The 19512-nt window shown below is 60.4% G+C and carries 17 protein-coding genes; all 17 read right to left on the bottom strand.

Features of this window, described 5'->3' with window-relative positions:
* Positions 1–162: 162 nt before the first annotated feature.
* The 17 genes from CLU90_RS27925 to hcaB all read right to left on the bottom strand — a co-directional run bounded on the left by CLU90_RS27925 (position 163) and on the right by hcaB (position 19497).
* A complete protein-coding gene (locus CLU90_RS27925) occupies positions 163–546 on the bottom strand; it encodes an NAD(P)H-binding protein (RefSeq protein ID WP_100429599.1) in 384 nt (127 codons plus the stop codon).
* A 146-nt stretch (positions 547–692) separates the two neighbouring features.
* Positions 693–1331, bottom strand: coding sequence for a 3-isopropylmalate dehydratase small subunit (gene leuD / locus CLU90_RS27930; protein ID WP_100429600.1), 639 nt, complete (start codon positions 1329–1331; stop codon positions 693–695).
* 10 nt (positions 1332–1341) lie between these two features.
* The gene (leuC, locus tag CLU90_RS27935; protein ID WP_100429601.1) at positions 1342–2745 is read right to left on the bottom strand and encodes a 3-isopropylmalate dehydratase large subunit; all 1404 of its coding nucleotides are present in this window, start codon (positions 2743–2745) and stop codon (positions 1342–1344) included.
* Complete coding sequence (locus tag CLU90_RS27940) at positions 2742–3758, bottom strand: hydroxymethylglutaryl-CoA lyase (RefSeq protein ID WP_100429602.1); 1017 nt, start codon at positions 3756–3758, stop codon at positions 2742–2744. The genes leuC and CLU90_RS27940 overlap by 4 nt, the downstream gene beginning before the upstream one ends.
* Positions 3759–3768: 10 nt before the next feature.
* On the bottom strand, positions 3769–4980 hold the full coding sequence (locus CLU90_RS27945; protein ID WP_100429603.1) for a CaiB/BaiF CoA transferase family protein: 1212 nt from the start codon (positions 4978–4980) through the stop codon (positions 3769–3771).
* Positions 4981–5314: 334 nt separating this feature from the next.
* Positions 5315–7837 carry an efflux RND transporter permease subunit gene (locus CLU90_RS27950; protein ID WP_100429604.1) on the bottom strand — a complete coding sequence of 841 codons (2523 nt, stop codon included), beginning with the start codon at positions 7835–7837 and terminating at the stop codon, positions 5315–5317.
* 3 nt (positions 7838–7840) lie between these two features.
* On the bottom strand, positions 7841–8815 hold the full coding sequence (locus CLU90_RS27955) for a WD40/YVTN/BNR-like repeat-containing protein (protein ID WP_100429605.1): 975 nt from the start codon (positions 8813–8815) through the stop codon (positions 7841–7843).
* A gap of 161 nt (positions 8816–8976) precedes the next feature.
* Complete coding sequence (locus tag CLU90_RS27960; RefSeq protein ID WP_100429606.1) at positions 8977–10269, bottom strand: DUF1329 domain-containing protein; 1293 nt, start codon at positions 10267–10269, stop codon at positions 8977–8979.
* A 16-nt stretch (positions 10270–10285) separates the two neighbouring features.
* On the bottom strand, positions 10286–12178 hold the full coding sequence (locus tag CLU90_RS27965) for a DUF1302 family protein (protein ID WP_100429607.1): 1893 nt from the start codon (positions 12176–12178) through the stop codon (positions 10286–10288).
* A 546-nt stretch (positions 12179–12724) separates the two neighbouring features.
* On the bottom strand, positions 12725–13762 hold the full coding sequence (gene gtdA, locus CLU90_RS27970; protein WP_100429713.1) for a gentisate 1,2-dioxygenase: 1038 nt from the start codon (positions 13760–13762) through the stop codon (positions 12725–12727).
* Positions 13763–13799: 37 nt separating this feature from the next.
* Positions 13800–14657 (bottom strand): fumarylacetoacetate hydrolase family protein, encoded by an 858-nt coding sequence (locus tag CLU90_RS27975; RefSeq protein ID WP_100429608.1) that lies wholly within the window; start codon positions 14655–14657, stop codon positions 13800–13802.
* A gap of 40 nt (positions 14658–14697) precedes the next feature.
* Positions 14698–15018 carry a 2Fe-2S iron-sulfur cluster-binding protein gene (locus CLU90_RS27980; RefSeq protein ID WP_100429609.1) on the bottom strand — a complete coding sequence of 107 codons (321 nt, stop codon included), beginning with the start codon at positions 15016–15018 and terminating at the stop codon, positions 14698–14700.
* Positions 15019–15029: 11 nt separating this feature from the next.
* Complete coding sequence (locus CLU90_RS27985; RefSeq protein WP_100429610.1) at positions 15030–16268, bottom strand: NAD(P)/FAD-dependent oxidoreductase; 1239 nt, start codon at positions 16266–16268, stop codon at positions 15030–15032.
* Positions 16269–16280: 12 nt separating this feature from the next.
* Positions 16281–17510 (bottom strand): cytochrome P450, encoded by a 1230-nt coding sequence (locus CLU90_RS27990; RefSeq protein ID WP_100429611.1) that lies wholly within the window; start codon positions 17508–17510, stop codon positions 16281–16283.
* Between the two features lie 90 nt (positions 17511–17600).
* On the bottom strand, positions 17601–18209 hold the full coding sequence (gene gstA, locus CLU90_RS27995) for a glutathione transferase GstA (RefSeq protein ID WP_100429612.1): 609 nt from the start codon (positions 18207–18209) through the stop codon (positions 17601–17603).
* Positions 18210–18251: 42 nt separating this feature from the next.
* Complete coding sequence (locus tag CLU90_RS28000; protein WP_100429613.1) at positions 18252–18593, bottom strand: non-heme iron oxygenase ferredoxin subunit; 342 nt, start codon at positions 18591–18593, stop codon at positions 18252–18254.
* A gap of 79 nt (positions 18594–18672) precedes the next feature.
* Positions 18673–19497, bottom strand: coding sequence for a 3-(cis-5,6-dihydroxycyclohexa-1,3-dien-1-yl)propanoate dehydrogenase (hcaB, locus tag CLU90_RS28005; RefSeq protein WP_100429614.1), 825 nt, complete (start codon positions 19495–19497; stop codon positions 18673–18675).
* Positions 19498–19512: the final 15 nt, after the last annotated feature.

Consider the following 19512-nt stretch of genomic DNA (forward strand, 5'->3'; position numbering starts at 1 on the left):
CGACAACTACGTTGACAAACACCGGAGTGGGGCTTCTACGAGCATCGCCTGAAACTCTACCGTGAAACTGTGCGGCGCGCTCGCCGCACAGTACGCCATCGATGGGGTTTCGTAAGTCCAGCGGCTAAAATCCCTCATAGGACCCGAGACATCGGCGCCGGATCAGCCATTCCAATCGAGGTCGCCCGCTTCGTGAAATACATCCACCGCGTCCTGATGCGCCAGCGATACGGGTTTGAGAATGTCAGAAAAGCCCGGCGTATCGGCCAGTTGCACGCCGGGCGCCACTTCAAGGATGCCGGAGCCGCCGACGACAACGATACGCCTGATGCCGGCACCACGCGCCGCCGCCACCAAGGCGCGGGCCGCATCGGCCACGGTCGCTGTCGCGTTGATCGAGCCGCGGTAGGCACTCGCCAGCACCTCGTGGCCCTGAACGGCGGAAAGCAGCGCCTGACGGGGCGCCTGACGGTCGAAAATGTCGGCTGTTACACTCCGGTTCGGCGTTGCCGTACCCGGCGCGACGGCGGGCGGATGGCGCGAGATCGCGGTGACATGTGGCCACGGCTGAGCGCATCATGCATAATCCGGCTGCCGATCCTGCCAGTTGCTCCAAGCGACGCAATTTTCATGATGTTATTCCCTTCCGGAATGGGGGTTGCCATTGACGTCATCAAGGCGCGTGCGTTGGGTCATGGGAATAACCAGGGCTCTTGGCTGCGCCGCCGCGCCTCGTAGGCGTGAATCGTGTCCGCCTGAGCCAGCGTGATCTCGATTTCATCGAAACCGTTCAGCAAGCAATGCTTGGCGAACGGGTCGATATCGAAGCGATGGGCTGGTCCGGCGGGGGTGGTGACGGTTTGCGCAGCCAGATCGATGGTGAGACGGTAGCCTGGGTTTTTCTCGACATCAATAAACAGCTGGTCGACCGTGGCCCCATCGAGCACGATCGGCAACAAGCCATTTTTTTGGCAGTTGCTAAAAAAGATGTCGGCGAAGCTAGGCGCGATCAGGGCCCTGAAACCGTAGTCCTCCAGCGCCCATGGCGCGTGTTCGCGGCTCGAGCCGCAGCCAAAGTTCTCACGGGCCAACAAAATCTCGGCCCCTTGAAAACGTGTTCGGTTCAGCGCGAAGCTTTGATTGCGCGGCCGGTTTGCGCAATCCTGGCCCGGTTCGCCATGGTCCAGATAGCGCCATTCATCGAACAGGTTGGGGCCGAAGCCGGAACGCTTGATCGATTTCAGGAATTGCTTTGGGATCAGCGCATCGGTGTCGACATTGGCCCGGTCGATCGGCGCCACCAGTCCGTTCAGTGTAGTGAAGGCAAGCATGGGTTCTCCGTTACAGTTCGGTGCTATCGACAAAATGACCGGCCAGCGCCGCCGCCGCCGCCATCGCCGGGCTGACCAGATGGGTGCGTCCACCGGCCCCTTGGCGTCCTTCGAAGTTGCGGTTGGAGGTCGATGCGCAACGTTCGCCTGGTCCGAGCCGGTCGTCATTCATGCCCAGGCACATCGAACAGCCTGGCTCACGCCACTCGAACCCTGCCGCGCTGAAAATACGGTCCAGGCCCTCCGCCTCAGCCTGCGCCTTCACCAAACCGGAGCCGGGTACCACCAGCGCTTGCCGGATCGAGGCGGCAATCCGGCGCCCTTTGACCACCGCTGCCGCCGCACGCAGGTCTTCGATGCGGGCATTGGTGCATGAACCGATAAAGATCTTGTCCAGCCGGATCGCGTCGATCCTGGTTCCAGCCGCGAGCCCCATGTAGGCCAGCGCCCGTTCGATCCCGATCCGTTTGGCGGCGTTCGTCTCCAGACTTGGATCCGGCAAGGAATCGTCGATCGACACGACCATCTCCGGCGACGTGCCCCAACTGACCATTGGCCGCAATGTTGCGGCGTCGATTTCCACCACTTTATCGAACACGGCCCCGACGTCGCTGGACAGCGTGCGCCAATAATCGACGGCCTGGTCCCATTGCTCACCGTGCGGGGCGAAAGGCCGCCCCTTCAGGTAGCCGATGGTTTTTTCGTCGACCGCGACCATGCCAACCCTTGCACCCGCCTCGATCGCCATATTGCACAAAGTCATGCGCCCTTCCATCGACAGCGAGCCGATGGTGGTGCCGGCGAACTCGATTGCGTAACCGTTGCCACCCGCCGTGCCGATCCGGCCGATGATGGCTAATATCAAATCCTTGGCCGTGACGCCGGCGGGCAGGTCGCCCTCCACTTTCACCAGCATCGGCCTCATCTTTTTTATGGACAGGCACTGAGTCGCAAGGACGTGTTCGACTTCGGATGTGCCCACGCCGAAAGCGAGCGCGGCGAAAGCCCCATGGGTACTGGTGTGCGAGTCCCCCGCCACGACGGTCATGCCGGGCAAGGTCGCACCCTGCTCGGGTCCAATGACGTGGATGATTCCTTGACGCTGGTCGGACAGGCCGAATTGCGTGATGTTAAATTCGCGGCAATTGAGATCGAGCTGGTCAACCTGGATCCGCGACAGCGGATCCGCTATCCCCTGCGCTCGCGACGTGGTCGGCACATTATGGTCGGCTGTAGCCAGCACAGTTTCGCGCCGCCATACCTGACGCCCCAAATGTCGCAGCCCTTCAAACGCCTGTGGACTCGTCACTTCATAGACGAGGTGGCGATCGATGTAGAGCAAGGATGGCCCGTCGGGATTTTCCTTGACGACGTGGCGTCGCCACAACTTTTCAAATAAGGTTGTTGCGCTCATGGCGTGCTTCCGTGATAAGTGCTGGCCGGATCGAGCGCGACCGCCGCGCCCTGGCCCGCCAGCCTTTGTTGGTCCTTGCCGGAGCCGAGACCTCCGGGTTTCGGATAGAGACGGCTCGACAGTCCTGCCTTCATCACTTGGCCGGGTACTTCATGTCCGACGATGGCCGGCAACTGGCGGGCGATATCGAGCATGTCGTTCAGCCTGACGCCGGTGTCGTAGCCCATTGCCTCGAACATGTGAACCATGTCTTCGGTACAGACGTTGCCGCTGGCGCCAGGAGCGAAGGGACAGCCGCCCAGGCCACCCAGCGACGCATCGAAACGATCGATTCCACCATCCAGTGCCGCCAGCGCATTGGCCAGGCCCATCGAGCGGGTATTGTGAAAATGGGCGGTGAAGACGACCTGCGGCCAACGGGTCCGTACCGCGTCGCAAAGATGCGCCACCTGGGCCGGATTGGCGACGCCAGTGGTGTCGCACAGCGTCAGGCGCCCCACCCCCATGGCGACACATCGATCGACCAGCTCGAATACGCGCGACGCCGGCACTGCGCCGTCGAACGGACAGCCAAACGCCGTCGACAACGAGACGTTGATCGCCACCTTGCCCGCCACCAGCGCGACGATCTGCGCGAACTGCAGCAGCGACGCTTCGCACGTCATGCGCAGGTTGGCCATGTTATGGGTCTGGCTCGCGGACATGACCAGGTTGACCTCGTCGACACCGCAAGCCAAAGCACGCTCGCAGCCACGCAAGTTCGGCACCAAAGCGGTGTACTCGACCCCCGCCACTCGCTCGATCTGGCGCATCACCGTTTCGGCGTCAGCCAACGCGGGGATGGCTATTGGCGAGGTAAACGACGTCACCTCGATTTTTGCCAGGCCAGTCCGGCTGAGCGCATTGATGAGCTCCACCTTGCGCGCGGTCGAAATGAAGATTGGCTCGATCTGGAAGCCGTCGCGCACCGACACTTCCTGGATATACAAACGCTTGCCGTTGGCTGCTCGCATTGGGTCCACCTTAAATAATGCCGAACGAACGCATCCGCTTCAACTCATCGGCGCCGATACCGACCGAGGCCAGGACCTCGTCGGTATGCTCACCAAGCTTTGGACCAACCCAGTTGGTTCGCCCAGGGGTTTCGCTGAGCTTGGGCACGATGCCCGGGAGATCGATTGGCTGGCCGTCCGGCAACTCAAAACGCTCGATCATGTTGCGCGCCTTGTAATGCGGATCCTTGCTGATATCCTCGGCCGTATAGACGCGACCGTTCGGCACTGCCGCCTTGTCGAGCACCACCAGCACGTGTTCCAGATCATGCTGCATAGTCCACGCCGCGATCGCGGCGTCCAGCTTGTCATTTTGGCGTACCCGGCCGTCGTTATGTTCCAGATCCGGATCGTCGCCCAAATCATCGCGCCCAATCGCCCGCATCAAGCGCTTGAAGATGGCATCGCCATTGCCGGCGATAATCACATACTGGCCGTCGGCACATGGATAGGTATTCGAGGGCGAAATGCCCGGAAGGCTGGAGCCGCTGCGCTCTCGCACATTGCCCTGCACGCTATATTCGGGAATCAGGCTCTCCATCACTGCAAACACAGCCTCATAAAGGGCGACATCGATGAACTGACCCTTGCCGCCGTTGACCTTCAGGTGGTGCATCGCCATCAAGGCCCCGAGCGCGCCGTACAGCGACGCCAGCGTGTCACCCAGGCTGACCCCGACCCGCACTGGCGGGCGATCCTGGAAACCGGTTACGTAACGCAAGCCGCCCATGCTCTCCGCGATCGCCGCGAAGCCAGGCCGCTCGCGGTTCGGTCCGGTCTGGCCATATCCGGATATCCGCACCATGATCAGCGCGGGGTTGATCGCAGAGAGCTCGTTCCAGCCCAGGCCCCATTTTTCAAGTGTGCCGGGCCTGAAATTCTCGATCACAATATCGGCTTCAGCCACCAAGCGCCGCACAATCGCGCGCGCCTCCTCGAATTTCAGGTCCAGTGTCACAGACTTCTTGTTCCTGCTTTGGGTGTACCACCAAAGCGACGTGCCGTTATGTAGTTTGCGCCATTTGCGCAAGGGATCGCCTTCCTTCGGCGGCTCGATCTTGATCACGTCGGCGCCAAATTGCGCCAGCAGGCCACTTGCATACGGACCAGCAATCAAGGCCCCCATCTCCAGTACCTTGACGCCTTGTAATGGCGCCGACTTGATATCCGCGTTTTGTTCCATCCCGCCCCCCGCTGTTACCATAAAAAGCCGCAGCCCTTCAGAGAGCGCACGCACGGCGTACTTGGTTGCACAGTAGACGGCGGCAGTGGCATCGCCCCTAACCGCCGCTCATTTGGTGGCGCCCCTCAAGCGACAACCACTTTTGCTCATTGGGCTAGCTGATTCTGTGCTGCTCTCCCCCTCGCTGCCGCTATGTTTCGTCCGACGACCTTTGTCTGCTTTTTTGGGACAGCTGCACGACCACGGATCTAGATCGAACAACCGCCTCCGGCAGCAACGACGAAGTGCTTTAGCATGCGTATGTATACACAGTCGAAAAAAAAGTACAGTAGGCTCACTTTTGGTCCAATACGTGTACAGCTGCCCGATCAGTCGATTGCGCAATAAACAGATCCTGTCCAGGTCCCGCGCAGTGAATACGCGGCAGGCATTGGATGTTTGCCGCTTGATCCGAGGACTTCACCGGACCATCTTCCTCCAATGCTCCATGCTGACCATAGTGGGTTAGAACGATGAAATGCGGCTTGAATACGACACACCAGGCGGGAACGATCAGTACAGCTGCGATCGCGTTGACGATCAGCATAAAAGCCAGCAGAACGGCTGCATCGGACTGGAACCGTAAGTCAGACATGAAAACCCATAAAACCACACCCGCCGTCAAGGTCACCACGGTAAAGCTAACTGCATAGCCTGTGGTCGCTACCGCCGTGACGACCGCTTTCCTGACATCGTGCAAACGTGCCATCTCCTCCCTGATTCGATCCATGAAATAGACGGCATAATCAATTCCAACGCCAACGCCTACCGCAATCACGGGCACCGTGTTAACGCTCATGCCGATTCCTGATTTCGCCATGTATGCATACGTCAATAGCGTAGAAAACAGCATGGGCACAACCATTAGAAATCCGGCATGTAGAGAGTCGTAATAGATCGCTACCAGTACGAATGCCAATAGGATGACGCCGGGAATGATTACCCAGTGATCGGTATGCAGCGATTGATTCGTTGCCGCGGTGACCCCCACGATTCCCCCGCCGAGTTCGATATGCAGCCCGGGCACCTCCGCCTCAATCTTTCTGATCCCCTCTTTCGCCACCGCCACCACCCGGTCGATCGTCACCGCCTGAAGATCCTTGTAATAAAAGACCAGATTGGCTCGATCCTCGTCACCGTTGACGAACTCCCTGAGTGCGCCAGGAATTGGACTTGATGTCATGTAGGTAAACATGAGGCCGCCCGTCTCGTCGGCCGTGACGGGTAGCTGCATCCAGCGCGGATCCTCGTTATGGGTGAGTTTATTGACGAAACGAACAATTCCAGGGATCGCCTTGGTGCCGCCGCACGCAGGATCGCTCAGCATGTGCGCCTGGAAACGTTCGATCGCAGCTATCACCTCAGGGCGACGAATGCCCCCTTTTTCGTCGGTGCGGACGAGTACCTGCAATTCCTCCGCTCCGGGGAAGAGATTGTTGATCGCCTTGGTGGATTGGTTGTAATCATGCGTACGATGTAGCAATGGCGACCCAGGTTCAGATTCACCAAACTGGAGGTTAGGCAATAAGGTGCCCGCACCGATGACCGCGATCAGGCTGAGAGACAGAATGATCCGCGCACCACGCTCGGTGCCCCCGGTTCGATTCATGGCCGCGCCGAGGAAGTTTCTAATTCCGTGGTTTCCATTAATGGTGACCTTCGGCTGGGGCAGCACGGTAAGCGCCAGTGGCACCATGAAATGCACGGTGAAAATAACTGCAAAGCCCCAGAAGCCAGCGGACAGACCCAGTTTGTGATTGAACGGTGCCGCGCCCAACATAAGCACTGCAATACCGATTGCATCAACGATGATTGCAAGGGAGCCTGGCCTGAACAGTGCGTCAAGTGCATTTCGGGCGGACTGCTTCCCGTTCCTTGTGATTGACAGCTCCTCGTAATAGCGCGCTACCAATTGCACGCCATGGGACGCAGCGCGCGCCGCAATCAGGAATGGGATGGGTAGTGACAGCGGCTCCAGATTAATTCCCATCAGCGACATGAACCCAAGACCCCAGATCGAGGACAGCGCAATGCCCAACAATGGCAGAGCAATGCCATACAGGCGCCGAAAATATACAATCAGCAGAAGACTGAACAGCCCCAGTGTGTAAAAAAGGATGCGCACCATCTGGTCGGTATAGGTGTACACCCAGCCAGTCAATACCGGGTTCCCGGTGACGTAGACCTTGTGGCCGGATGCAGCCACCTTGTTTCTGACCTCCATCACGGCGGCGAAGGTCTTGGCGTAATCAATATCGTTTTCGTTGAGTTGTGCCTTGATGATTGCCGCTTTCAGGTCAGGCGACACCAGCAAGCCATACACATTCGGATTGGCGAGCACATCGTTTTTCAGTTGCTCCAGCTCGGCCGCGTCGCGCACGGGTTTCAACGAATCGTAGTACGGCTTGGAGATGAACCCGCCCTGCTCATCCAGCGAAAGCTTGCGCACCGTCCGGTGCGCAAGACTGGACACCAGGTCGTGGTTTACACCGGGCACGTTGTCAATGCCCTGGGTCGCTTGATTGATCAGGTGCAGCGTTTTGTCATTGAATACCGTACCTTGTTCCACTTCGATCGCCATCACGATCATGTTCGCGCCACCGAAATCTTCTTTTAGTTTGTTATAGACCTTGATGTAGGGATGACTCTGCGGCATCAAGTCCGAAAAATCCGTGTAGACGCGCAGCTTGGGCAGCGCCGAGCCGAACAGTATGGTCACGATCAGGACCAGCGACAACACGATCTTGGGGTTATCAAAAATCCATTCTTCCGCGCGATGCAGCGACTGCGTAATGGAGCGCTTTAATTTGGTAACCATGCCTTACCTCTTAAAATTGGAATGAGTGGTGTCGATCACGCGCACTAGGCCAGCCGGGCCGCCGATGGCCAGGCCCGCGCCGTTGGCCAGCGAGGCGGCGGCACTGAGCGGCACCGGAATTGGGTCGGGATACGCTACCTGCTGCCAGGTATCGCCACTGAGCCGCGCGACTACGCCGCCGGCGCCCACCCCATGCGGCACGCCGTCGTGCAGGAACAGCTGATAAAGCGCCAGGCGCGGCGTGGCGTTTGCCTGCCTGGTCCAAGTCTTGCCGCCGTCCGTCGTGTGCAGGATCTGGCCAGCAATCCCGCTGGCCCAACCTTCCATGCGGCTCGCAAAGAGCGTGGAATAGGGATAGAAATCGTCGGGCATCTTGCCCCGCTGCTCCCAGTGGGCGCCGCCGTCGCTGGTGACCGCGACCAGGCCGAATTCTCCGGTGGCGATACCGAAGCTCGCGTCCACAAACTGTATCGATGTGAGCTGCGCATCTTTGTTCAGGTCGGTGACCTGCCATGACGCGCCCCTGTCGGCGCTCATCGCGATGGTCGCCCGGGTACCGGCAATCCACCACCGTCCTTGCTGGTCGCAAGTCAGGGTCAACGCTGTGGTGGGTTTGGCGAACTTACTCCTATTCCACTTGTTGGCTGCCGGGCCGGATGACCACACGCTCTGGTAGAAATCAATGCCGAAGAAGCTTCCGTCCGGACACACAGCCAGGCCGATCATGGAGGCCTGCCCCAGCGCGTGACGTTGCCAGCTCTTGCCGCTGTCATTCGATACCAGCACCGCACCGCTTTGGGTGCCGGCCACGATGGTGCCTGCAGCGGACACCATCGACTGGATGATGTCGTAGCGTTGAATCGGCTTTGCACGCTCGGCCAGGATGGTTGAAGGATCGGGCGCAGAGGTACAGCCGGTAGCCAAAACCGCTGTCACCAAAGCCAACGCCCGTCCCCTAGCAGCAAATGCGAAAGACATCTTGTTTCCTCTTTTTGAAAATATTGCGACGACTTCGTCGAACTGATGAGGGAGCACCTCGGGACGGGTTAGCCCACCCAGGTTTGCCGATGCAATCAAGAGTGGGTTGCGCAGTCCTCTTTGCGCGGTCCGGCGATCGCGCCGCCGGATCCTATTTGCTGTTAGTTGCGAATTGCATCAAGCGAGTACACGTTGAGGGGCGTTTCACCAACGACGGTGCGCTGCCCCAAGGTGGTACACTGGTTCGACTGGACATCGATCGCTCCCGCCGCGTCCCAGACCCACACTCCGTACTTCTTGTTCTGCGCGACTTGGCCATCAGGATGTCCCACCCCCTGCATGTACAGTTTCCACAGCTCGCCTTTGCGGTCGTATGTCACGTTTACCGAGGCGAAATAGGACTCCGCATCGAGGTACATGATCCGCTTGCTGATCGGATGGTCGCCCTTGACCGGCGTCATTTCGACCATATACACCTTGCGCAGGGACCAAGGCGCGTTGACGTAGCACTCACCCTTGCCATGGTGCGCGGTGAACTTCCAGTCGGGCTGCTTTTCGGCCTCGGTCAGCTTGGCATCGTTGTGGTTGTAGAACGGCATCAGGACATTTTTGGTGCCGAGGTATTTCCATTTCATGTCGGTTATACGCGCGTTATAACCGTGGAACTCTTCGATCATCAAGTTGGACCCGAGGAAGGGATCGGTTGCCGCACCGGTGGAGAGGCGACGTGCCCGGCGCTGAAAGCCGAGATAAAGCTGGCCATCGTCGTACTTGGCGTTGTCATTGAAACGCTTGAACAGCAGCGCCGTATCCTTCAGATCCTGCGGCGCCGTTACACGCATCAGCAAATATTGAAAGTTGTCACCGACATTGGGCTTTACATCCTGTGGTTCGATCAGCGTACGGCCATTCAAATTCTTCAGGTAGGTATCAATCAGCACCGTTCGGTTGACCTTGCCGGAGGTCGCATCTTTATATTTCCAGACAAAAGGAAGAACTGCCGCATCGTCCGGGATTTCGAGGTTATAGCGATGGTTCCAGGCCATCTTTTCGCCCATGTTCGGGTCCGACGCACTAGGCTCGCCGGGAAACGGACGTCCTGCCACATACCCGCCGATTGCGCCGGAGCCCGCCTTCAGGGTCACCTTGCTCGAATACTTGGCAGTGGCGGCGATATACGCTTTCGGATAAGGCGCGCTGATTTGCTTGCCAACTGTGATTTCGACGTCGCCGCTCTTGACCCGCTGGTACACCTCGGGAATCAAGGCGTCCTTGAACTGATCGGCATTTTGCTTGTTGATGACGGTGCCGGCGGTCAGCCCGGGAAAACTGGGAAAGCCATCCTTGTACGGGCGGAACGAATTCTCGATCTCCGCCTCTGTCGCGGCCTGACCCGAAACGTGCAGTACCGAACCCATGGCAAATACAAGCAATGATCTGATGAATAGTTTCATGGTATATATCCTGTCTTTAGAGTTTATAGGTCAAGCTGACGAAGACTTCGTCCTCTTTTACCGCGGTGCCCATAATGCCGGCCTTGAATCGGCCCAGCGGCTCAATTCCCTGCAAGCCCAGCGAGCCGGTTGCCGGAGCACAGGAGCGGCAGTCGTCAAAGTCGTAACGTTTCTGGTCGGAGCTGGTCTTGATATTCGCCCCGGCCTTGAATCGCAGACGATCTGTGGCGAGCCACTCGATCGAAGGAAGAAACGCTGTTGCCCGCGCATTGAAATCGTGCGCAACTATCAGAGTGGCATTCAGCGTGTCCTGCATATATTGCGACCGCAGCGCGATCGTGCCGGTGTAGCTATTCTTCGCATCGACCACACCAGTGGTTCCCAACAGGCCCTGTGTGCGCTCGTGGTCGAAAATATGCTGGTAAAACAGCTGAGCCGATACGGTGACCGTGCGCTGGGGATTCAGGAATGGAATGCTGGTCGGGCGATCCAGGCCGATCACTGAACGGAATACCTGGTTGCGCGAGAACAGCCCGGGCTTGTTGGTGTTGATGAATTCTTCGCCGTTTGTCACCGCCCCCTCCAGCCTCACCGTGGTGTTCAAGGACTCGAGCGAGAAGTCGGCCGAACCGCCGAACAGGTTGACACGCGGGTAGACAACATCGAATGCAACCGTATATGGCCTGATTGCGTGCAGGCTCGGTGCTTGCGAGCGGTAGGTCAGCGCATTCAGCGAGAAAGCGATGCCGCCGTCCCGGCTGACACCGTCAAATTTGATGCCAAGCTGCGTGTTGTTCAGCTTCCATTGCGGCAAGTTTACGTTGCGAAACCCCAGCACGCCGGACGGCACGTCAACCGCAAAGGCCCCAGGAGTTCCCGGCGGTGCGCCGAGCGCCGTGGCGGGCAGGATATTGGCGACCGTGCCGCCGTTATCCCACAGGTTGGCCATGCCCCGGAAGAAGCAGCTTGCATCCAGCGGGCTGTTCGGAGTCCCGCACTGGCCAAAATTATGCGGGCGGAATTTATCGAAGTTCCACACCACTTGCAGGTTGCGCTCGGACAGGGAGGTGCCGGCCCCCATCCGGTAATTGCCCTGCACCATCCACATCGGAATGCGGATGTCCTCGAATTCGTCATAGATCGAATTGCGCGAGTAGTCGACCGGGTTGATCACATCCAGTACCCGGAACAGGTCGGTTCGCCCCCACACCACTTGCTGCTTGCCGACGCGCAGGAAAAACTGCTTGCCGTCCCCCATGTCGAACGTTTTATCCGCATACAGCTCGCGGATGAAATCGAGGCGGTCGTTAAATTCGGGCGATTCGAGATTCGAGCGCGTCTGATCGCCATAGCCGCCAAAATCCCGGCACCCGCGCGCATCGGTGTCGCAGGGACGGACCGGCACGCCGAACGCGAATCCGCCTTGCTGATTGCCCTTATTCCAGCGATCACCCAGGGCCCGTAATCCCGCATTGGGATTATTGGCCGCGTTGAATGCGGGCCCCGGCCCTGGCCCCAGCGGCGCGGCTGGATTGCCTGTCGGGGCGACAGGAATGCCCCCGCTCATTGGAACGAAAGCATTCGACGAAATAAAGGGGGGCAAGCTGCCCGCCAGTACCGGTCCGCCGCTATTGCCAAGCTGAATCGGGCCGCCGGCCTTGTTCCCATATTTCGTATCGTTCAAACGGTAGACGCCATCGAACGTGCCGCGGAAGATACCCCGAAAATTCCAGCCATCGCCTAGCGATTTCCTGGCGTCTGCCTTCAGCGTGTTGCGGAATTTGCTGAGCCCTACGTTGTCTCCGGTGGCATCCTCGCCACGGAAGTGCGTTGCATTTTCGTAGTAGAGATCCACTTGCCATGGCGAGGTCACGTCCGCCACCGGCTCCGCGGATGCGTAACCCAGCATGCCAGTCGCAACTATCGACAGCGCGGCCCGCAATGCCATGGACCTGCGCGCGACGGCGATATTCCAAACTCGATACCTCATCATTGCTCCTCCTCCATTAGAAATCATCTTTTGAACTTATTTTTTTCCGCCACCAGCGCTACCGCTTACCCGTCGTGCCCCCTTAAGAAACCTTGGGTCCTGGTTGGGACCAGCCGGCGGGTGACGGCTTATGGATGCTTTTCAGGTACACCAATTATCGGGAGCTAACTACAATAGATAAAGAGACTATGATGAATTGGCGCAATCACTGAAATGAATAGAGATAAGCGGAGAACGCCAAAACGCGCGCCATGGCCGCCGCGCCAGCAGCAAACGAAGGCGCGGCTGCGCCGTGAATTTGACGATGGCGCGAACAGCCACGCCGCCCAGTGCAGCCGCGCGCATTCGCCGGCGCCGGATTGATGCGCCTGGTGATGAGTTTCGGGCGCAATGGCGCTACGCCCGGATCGGGCGTGCGTCACGCGAGCTTGTCGTGCAAGGTGCGGATTGCCTGCGCAAGCCGACTCAGAATGCTTCGCGCCACAGGTCGAGCACCTGTTGCACCGGGCGATCGGAGTAGCTGAACAGCACTGCCTGCTCGTCCGCTTCCAGCTGGTAGGGCATCCATGACGGGCAGACGAAAACATCCTTGGGACCGAACTCGAACGATTCGCCGTCGATGACACAACGCCCCGTGCCCTCGACGACCGCGTAGACGGTCGAGTCGGTCGATCGGTAGGGAATCCCCTTGAAGCCGCGCGGCAGCAATTGCATGAAGGTGCCGATCGTCGGTATCGCCCAGTCGCCGGTAACAGGATTCGTGTATTGCAGTTTGTAGCCCCAGCACGCATGCTGCGAGCCATGCGTCTTCATCGTCTCGAGCGCCGCACGCGTGCGCTCATATGGATACCAGAACAACGGCGAGGTGCGCGAGCGCGGCCGGTACTCAACCGGCTTCATGGTGTTGCCGAATCGGGCCAGATTGTCGCCTGCACTGTGGTTGATCGACTGGCGTTCGTGCTCCCCCTTTTCCATGAACTGCGCATCGAGAAGTTCGACGAGGGGCAAGTCCAGGCCATCGAGCCACACCATCGGTTGGTCAGACGGGTTGCCATGATCGTGGAACGACCACGAGGGGGTGATCACGAAGTCGCCGACATTCATCGTGACCTTCTCGCCATCCACCGCCGTGTAGGCGCCCTGGCCGTGCAGGATGAAGCGCAGCGCCGATTGCGAATGGCGATGCGCGGGCGCCACTTCACCGGGAAGGATCAGCTGCAATCCGGCGTACATGCTGTGCGTGATGCGCGAGCGGCCGCGCAGTCCCGGATTCTCCAGCACCAGTACGCGCCGCTCGGCCTCCCTAGCGGTGATGAGCTCACCGGCCTCCTGCAGCCAGGGCCATACCGTGCTCCAGTTCCACAGGTAGGGACGGCAAGGCGTATTCGGCGTGGCGGTGACCAGCGCGTGCAGCACCTCCCACAACGGCGTGCAATTGGCATGATCGATCTTGTCATAGAACGTTTTGCGTTCGCGTGTTGCATCGGCTTGCGGCATCGGCATCATCCGGCCTCCTTCATGTTTTCGGTGAGTTGGAACTTCATTCGGATCGCACCGCCACTTCCATGCGGCCGACACCTTGCAGTTCGACGACGATGCGATCACCCGGCAGCACCGGGCCGACGCCCTCCGGCGTGCCAGTGAAGATCACGTCGCCGGGGTGCAGCGTGTAGAAGGAGGAGGCAAACTCGATCAGCTCGGGAATTCCGATAATCAGGTCGCGCGTGTTCGCCCTTTGCCTCGCCTCATCATTGACGGTCAGCCAAAAATCCAGGTTGGCGGAGTCTGCAATCTCGTCGGCGGTGACCAGCCAGGGACCGAGCACCGAGTAGGTATCGATCGACTTGCGCAGGCTGCGCTCCTCCGGGCCGCGTACCGTCATGTCGAGGCCGATGCAATAGCCGGCGATGTAGTCCGACGCTTCCGCGCGCCCGATGTTCCGGCCCGATTTGCCGATCACCACAACCACTTCAGCCTCATGGTCGTTGCGCCGGTCAGGATGCTGCAAGGCGATGCCCTCGGCGGGACCGACCAGCGAACTGTTCGCCTTGAGGAACAGGCCGATTCGCTGGATCTCCGCGACCTGGCTGTCATGATGGATCTGCGGTTGCGCCCTCGCCTCGTCCAAGTGCTTTTTGTAATTGACCGGAGCGGCAATGATCTTGCCCGGATTGGCGATCGGACTGAGCAGCCTGATGTCGGCCAGAGGCCGGGTCCGGCAGTGCGGCGCAACGGCTTCGATTCGTGCTCGAAGCTGCGGCAGGTTGGCGATCAGAGGATCGTAATTCGGCAGCGGATAGCCATGGCGAGGCAGGCAATCGAGGGCCGCCGAAACATCGCGAACGACTGTCCCTTCCACGATGCCGAGCCGATTGTCGTCAAAGCGGCAAATTTTCATAACGCAGACTCCTGGTTGAACTGGTTTTTTATTGGCGTTGTCAGTACTGCGAGGCCGGCACATGCAGGGCCAGGCCTTCCAGGCTGGAATCGACCGTCAGGCGGCAGCTCAGGCGGCTGATCGCCTGGACTGCCACCGCGAATTCGAGCATCTTCTGCTCGGTCTCGGTTTTTGCGGGCAAGCGGTCAACCCACGCCGGATCGACGTACACATGGCAAGTCGCGCATGCGCACGCGCCGCCACAGTCGGCGTCGATGCCCGGTACATTGTTCGCTACCGCCACTTCCATCAGCGACATGCCAAGCGGCGCGTCGATGACCATCGTGGTGCCGTCCGCGATCATAAATTTGATATGTGCCATTGATTTCCCTTTTAATTGGTCGCCCCGGCCTGCAGCGGTACCGCGAAATCAGCCAGTTGCCCGGCCGTTACTTCGGCTCCGTGCCGGATCAGCGTGCGTCCCACCATGAAATCCTGTGGCGCGTCGAGCGCCTCCACCGCGACGACGCGCCGATTGCGTAGATACCAGACCGACTGGCTGACCGATCCAACGGCGCGGTCCGGCACGATGCGCAGCACGGCTTGGTCATGGTCTTGCGCCAGGCCCGCCACCTGAATCCGGTGCTGGTACTGGTCGGACCAGAACCAGGGCACCCCAACCGGCGGCGGCGGCTTTCCGGCGATCGCGGCGGCGGCGCATTTCGCCTGGTCGATGGCGTTCTGCACCGACTCGAATCGCAGGCCGGCGCCGTACAGCGGATGCGCCTGCTCGGTGCAGTCTCCAATCGCGAAGATGTCCGGATCGCTGGTGCGGCAATGCGCATCCACGCGGATCGCGCGGCCGCATTCGATCCCCGCAAGCGTCGCCAGGTCGATATTTGGCTCGGCGCCGATGCCGATCACCAATGCATCGCCGGTGAAGGACGCAGCCCCGTTCGCGGCATGGATGACGAGCGCGCCGGAACGGTCGGCCTCGATACGGTCGATCGAAGTATCCAGATGCAACCGAACGCCGCGCTGCGCATGGACTGCCTCGATGACATTTGAGGTCGCCGCGCCGACCGAACGCTGCATGACACGCGGTGCCGCTTCGAAGACGGCGACCTCGATGCCGAGCTGGTTGGCCGACGCCGCCACTTCCATCCCGACATAGCCGGCGCCCATGATCGCCAGTCGCCGTGCGCTGGCGAGCACCGCGGAAAGTGTGGCGGCATCCTCGAGCGTACGCAAATAATGGAGCCGCCCCGGCGCATGCGGCAGGCGCGCATAACGCCTGGCACGCGCACCGGTGGCGAGTACCAGCTGCCCATACTCGATCGAGGTGCCATCGTCCAGATGCAGCAGATGCTGTTGCCGCTCGATTGCGACCACGCGCGACCCTAGCCGGACGTCGCAGCGTATCGTTTCGTAGAAACCCGGCGGGCGCAGCTGGATCGCGTCGCAAGTCGCTGTTCGCTGGAGAAAGCCCTTGCTGAGCGGCGGCCGCTGATACGGCAAATACATCTCTTCGCCGACCAAGGTCACCGCGCCGGAGTAGCCCAGCTGCCGCAATGAGGCGGCGGCCTGGCAAGCGGCCTGCCCCGCACCGACGATCACGATACCTGTACCCATCGTCGTGCTCCCCTAACCCAGCTTCACCAGCATCTTCTGGATACCCCGGAAGCGCGCGTTGCGGTTGAATATGGGTTGTCCGACCAACTCGAGCCTTGGGAACCGCCGCGCCAGCCGCGGCAACGCGATACTGGCCTCGAGCCTGGCCAGCGGCCTGCCGAGACAGACGTGGATCCCCGCGCCGAAGGCCAGGTGCGGGTTGGGCCGGCGCGTCAAGTCGAAGCGGTCCGGTTCGGCGAAAGCGCGCTCATCGCGGTTGGCCGACGCCTGGGCGATAATAATCTCAGTATTGGGTGCTATGGTTCCACCCGGGATGGTGATTTCACGCGTCGTGCGCCGGCCCTGGAGTTGCAGAGGAGTCGAATAGCGCAGGCACTCCTCGATGCCCGTACCGATCACCGCGGGGTGCTTGCCGAGCGTATCGTATTGCTCACGGTTGTGCAGCAGCACCAACGTCGAGAGCCCCAGCAGGTTGGTGGTGGTCTCATGCCCGCCGTTCAGCACCACGATGCACATGTGGAGCATCTCGTCTTCGGTAATCGTCTCGCCCCGCTGTTCGGATGCAACGAGTGCGCTGATGATGTTGCTGGGCGTTTCCTCGATCGGCCGCGCGCGCCATTGATTCACGAACGCCAGCAGATATTCCTTGAAGCTCGCGGTGGCCGCGTGGCCTGCGCGGATTGCCTCCGGCGTCACCGCAGGATTAAGCGGGAGCAGCACCTGTGCGCCAAGGTCGCGGATGCGGGGCCCGTCCGAGCGGGGCACGCCGAACACGTCGCAAATCACCTGGACCGGAATGCGCGACGCAAAGTCCGAAATGAAGTCGAACTCGCGCCTGCCCTCGAGTTCATCGAGCAGGCGATCGACGATGTCTTCGACCGTGCTGCGCAGGCGCTCGATCGACGACTGGTTGAAAAACGGATTGACGATGTCGCGCAGCCGATCGTGATCGGGCGGATCGCGAAACAACATGGTCGTGGTGTGATGCTCGAGCAGCGGACCTTCGCCGAACTTCTGGCGATACATGTCTTCACGGTTGACCACCCCCGACAGGTCGCGCCATACCGCCTTGACGTCCTCGTAGCGGGTCACCAGCACCGAGCCGTCCGCGTTGCGGTGCAGCGGGTCGTTATCGCGCAGCGCCCTGAAGAACGGATAGGGATCGTCATAGTACGCGTCGGGCAGATTGAACAGGTCGAACGGCGCGTCCGGCAGGACGCTCGCGCTGCTTGCAGATTTCATGTAACGATCCCATCTCGGTTGATTCATCATTTCCGCTCCGGCTCCCTGGCCGGGGCGGCAAGCGGCGTACCGGCCGACCTGATCGAGCGATCAGCCGGCCGGACCCTCCGCCCTCAGCGTTGCCTGCACTGCGGCCCGGTCCGCCACGCGTGCGAGATAGCCGGTGAGCACCGGCCAAGGAGTCAGGTCGACCGCGACCCACTGGCCCCAGCCCAGCACAGTGAACAGGTAAGCATCGGCAACGCTGAAGGCGTCGCCCATCAGGTAGCGTTTGCCGTCCAGCCGCGTGGACACATGCTCGAAGCGGCGGGCCAACACGTCCTTCACGCCGGCTTTCCATTCCTCAGGCGCCTTCGGGTTGAACAGCACGCCGAAACTCTTGTGCAGTTCGGTGGAAATAAAGTTCAGCCACTCCTGCAGCCGGTAGCGCTCCATCGATCCGGCAGCCGGCGCCAGCTGCTTCTCGGGCACGCAGTCGGCGAGGTACTGGACCAGCGCCGCCACTTCGGTGAGCACCTGGCCGTCGGCCAGCTTGAGCGCCGGCACGTAACCTTTCGGATTGATCGCCGTAAAATCGAGGCCAGCCTCGGTCTTCCTGGTAGCCAGATCCACCTTCTCTTTTTCGAACGAGAATCCCCCTTCGTTGAGGACGATGTGGGCAGCCAGGGAGCAGGCGCCGGGTACGTAATAGAGTTTCATGTCTTCCTTTCGGGTCAATCAAGAATTCAAGCCGTGGGCGGCTTATGCCGTCTTTTTGGGACAACTGGCATCCGCGGGCGCCCGGACGAACACGGCGCCGTCCTGGACGACGACCTCATAGGTCTGCAGCGCAATCTCACATGGAAACGACAGCGCCTTTCCGGTACAGACGTTGAAGGTGCCGCCGTGCAGCGGACACTCGACGATGTCGTTTTCAAAGTACCCGTCGGTCAACAGCGCGGTGTTGTGCGTGCACACGTTGCTGGTGATGTAGATGCGGCCATCGACGTTGAATGCCGCCAGCGGGGGGAAACCCTGAATCTCCAACGCCGTCATGTCGCCTGCGACGTCGCCGGTGGCGCACACCTTGATCAGTTCATTCATAAAACCACCATTTCTCCAAGTGAAAGCCGATGCGCACCGGCCGATATCATCGGCCTGCCGCACGACGTGGACAGCCCGCTTATGCCGGCTGCAGTTCGTCGCCGCCATTGACCTTCATGATGCCGCGCACACCGAGACCGCCATCCGTATTGATGACGACGCCGGTAATGGTGGCGGCGTTTTCACGCGAGGCCAGCAGTACGAATGGGCCACAGTAATCGCGAGGCTCGGGCGACACGCGCAGCGGCGTAATGTCGCGCAGGATCGCGTCGAGGTGGTCGATCTGGTCGAGTTGCTGGTGCGCGGTACCCGTGGCTGCCAGGCCGCTCAGCTGGGTCACCATGCCGCCCGGCGCCACACCATTGACCCGCACGTTGGGGGCAAGCTCGTGGGCGAGCTGGCGGATCACGCCGACCAGGGCGTGTTTCGACGCGGTGTAGATCGGTCCGCCGCCGCCTGGGTAGAAGCCGGCGTTCGACACGGTGAAAATCATGCTGCCGCGCGATTTGAGCAATTCGGGCAATGCCGCTTTTGCGCCGAGCAGGCCGGCCTTCACGTTGATCGCGAACAGTTCGTCGAAGGCGGGGCCGAGCTGTTCCGCATCGAGCTGCGCCAGCCCGGCAAAAAAATCGAAGATGCCGGCATTCGCCACAAACGTGTCGAGCTTGCCGAAGCACTCTACCGTTGCCCTGACGGCCATTTCGTTATCGCGGTAGGAAGTCACGTCGCCGGCCACAGCGCACACCTTGTCGCCGAAGTCCTTTTTCAGCTGCGCCACCTTGGCCTCGTCGCGCTCAAGAATGCCGACTGCCGCGCCTTCGTCGAGAAAGCGCTGGACCAGGGCGCGGCCCAGGCCCGAACCACCACCAGTCACCAACACCACATCACCTTGTAACCAACCCATTATTTTCTCCCTGTT

This window comes from Janthinobacterium sp. 67, from assembly GCF_002797895.1.
In the GTDB taxonomy this organism is placed as follows: Bacteria; Pseudomonadota; Gammaproteobacteria; order Burkholderiales; family Burkholderiaceae_D; genus Janthinobacterium.

Coding starts and splice junctions, on each gene's coding strand:
- CLU90_RS27940 (WP_100429602.1), bottom strand. CDS start 3,758: ATGCGAGCAGCCAACGGCAAGCGTTTGTATATCCAGGAAGTGTCGGTG.
- CLU90_RS27955 (WP_100429605.1), bottom strand. CDS start 8,815: ATGTCTTTCGCATTTGCTGCTAGGGGACGGGCGTTGGCTTTGGTGACA.
- CLU90_RS28000 (WP_100429613.1), bottom strand. CDS start 18,593: ATGAATGAACTGATCAAGGTGTGCGCCACCGGCGACGTCGCAGGCGAC.
- CLU90_RS27990 (WP_100429611.1), bottom strand. CDS start 17,510: ATGAAATCTGCAAGCAGCGCGAGCGTCCTGCCGGACGCGCCGTTCGAC.
- gtdA (WP_100429713.1), bottom strand. CDS start 13,762: ATGCCGATGCCGCAAGCCGATGCAACACGCGAACGCAAAACGTTCTAT.
- leuD (WP_100429600.1), bottom strand. CDS start 1,331: ATGCTTGCCTTCACTACACTGAACGGACTGGTGGCGCCGATCGACCGG.
- CLU90_RS27965 (WP_100429607.1), bottom strand. CDS start 12,178: ATGCTGGGTTACGCATCCGCGGAGCCGGTGGCGGACGTGACCTCGCCA.
- gstA (WP_100429612.1), bottom strand. CDS start 18,209: ATGAAACTCTATTACGTACCCGGCGCCTGCTCCCTGGCTGCCCACATC.
- CLU90_RS27950 (WP_100429604.1), bottom strand. CDS start 7,837: ATGGTTACCAAATTAAAGCGCTCCATTACGCAGTCGCTGCATCGCGCG.
- CLU90_RS27960 (WP_100429606.1), bottom strand. CDS start 10,269: ATGAAACTATTCATCAGATCATTGCTTGTATTTGCCATGGGTTCGGTA.
- CLU90_RS27980 (WP_100429609.1), bottom strand. CDS start 15,018: ATGGCACATATCAAATTTATGATCGCGGACGGCACCACGATGGTCATC.
- leuC (WP_100429601.1), bottom strand. CDS start 2,745: ATGAGCGCAACAACCTTATTTGAAAAGTTGTGGCGACGCCACGTCGTC.
- CLU90_RS27945 (WP_100429603.1), bottom strand. CDS start 4,980: ATGGAACAAAACGCGGATATCAAGTCGGCGCCATTACAAGGCGTCAAG.
- hcaB (WP_100429614.1), bottom strand. CDS start 19,497: ATGGGTTGGTTACAAGGTGATGTGGTGTTGGTGACTGGTGGTGGTTCG.
- CLU90_RS27975 (WP_100429608.1), bottom strand. CDS start 14,657: ATGAAAATTTGCCGCTTTGACGACAATCGGCTCGGCATCGTGGAAGGG.
- CLU90_RS27985 (WP_100429610.1), bottom strand. CDS start 16,268: ATGGGTACAGGTATCGTGATCGTCGGTGCGGGGCAGGCCGCTTGCCAG.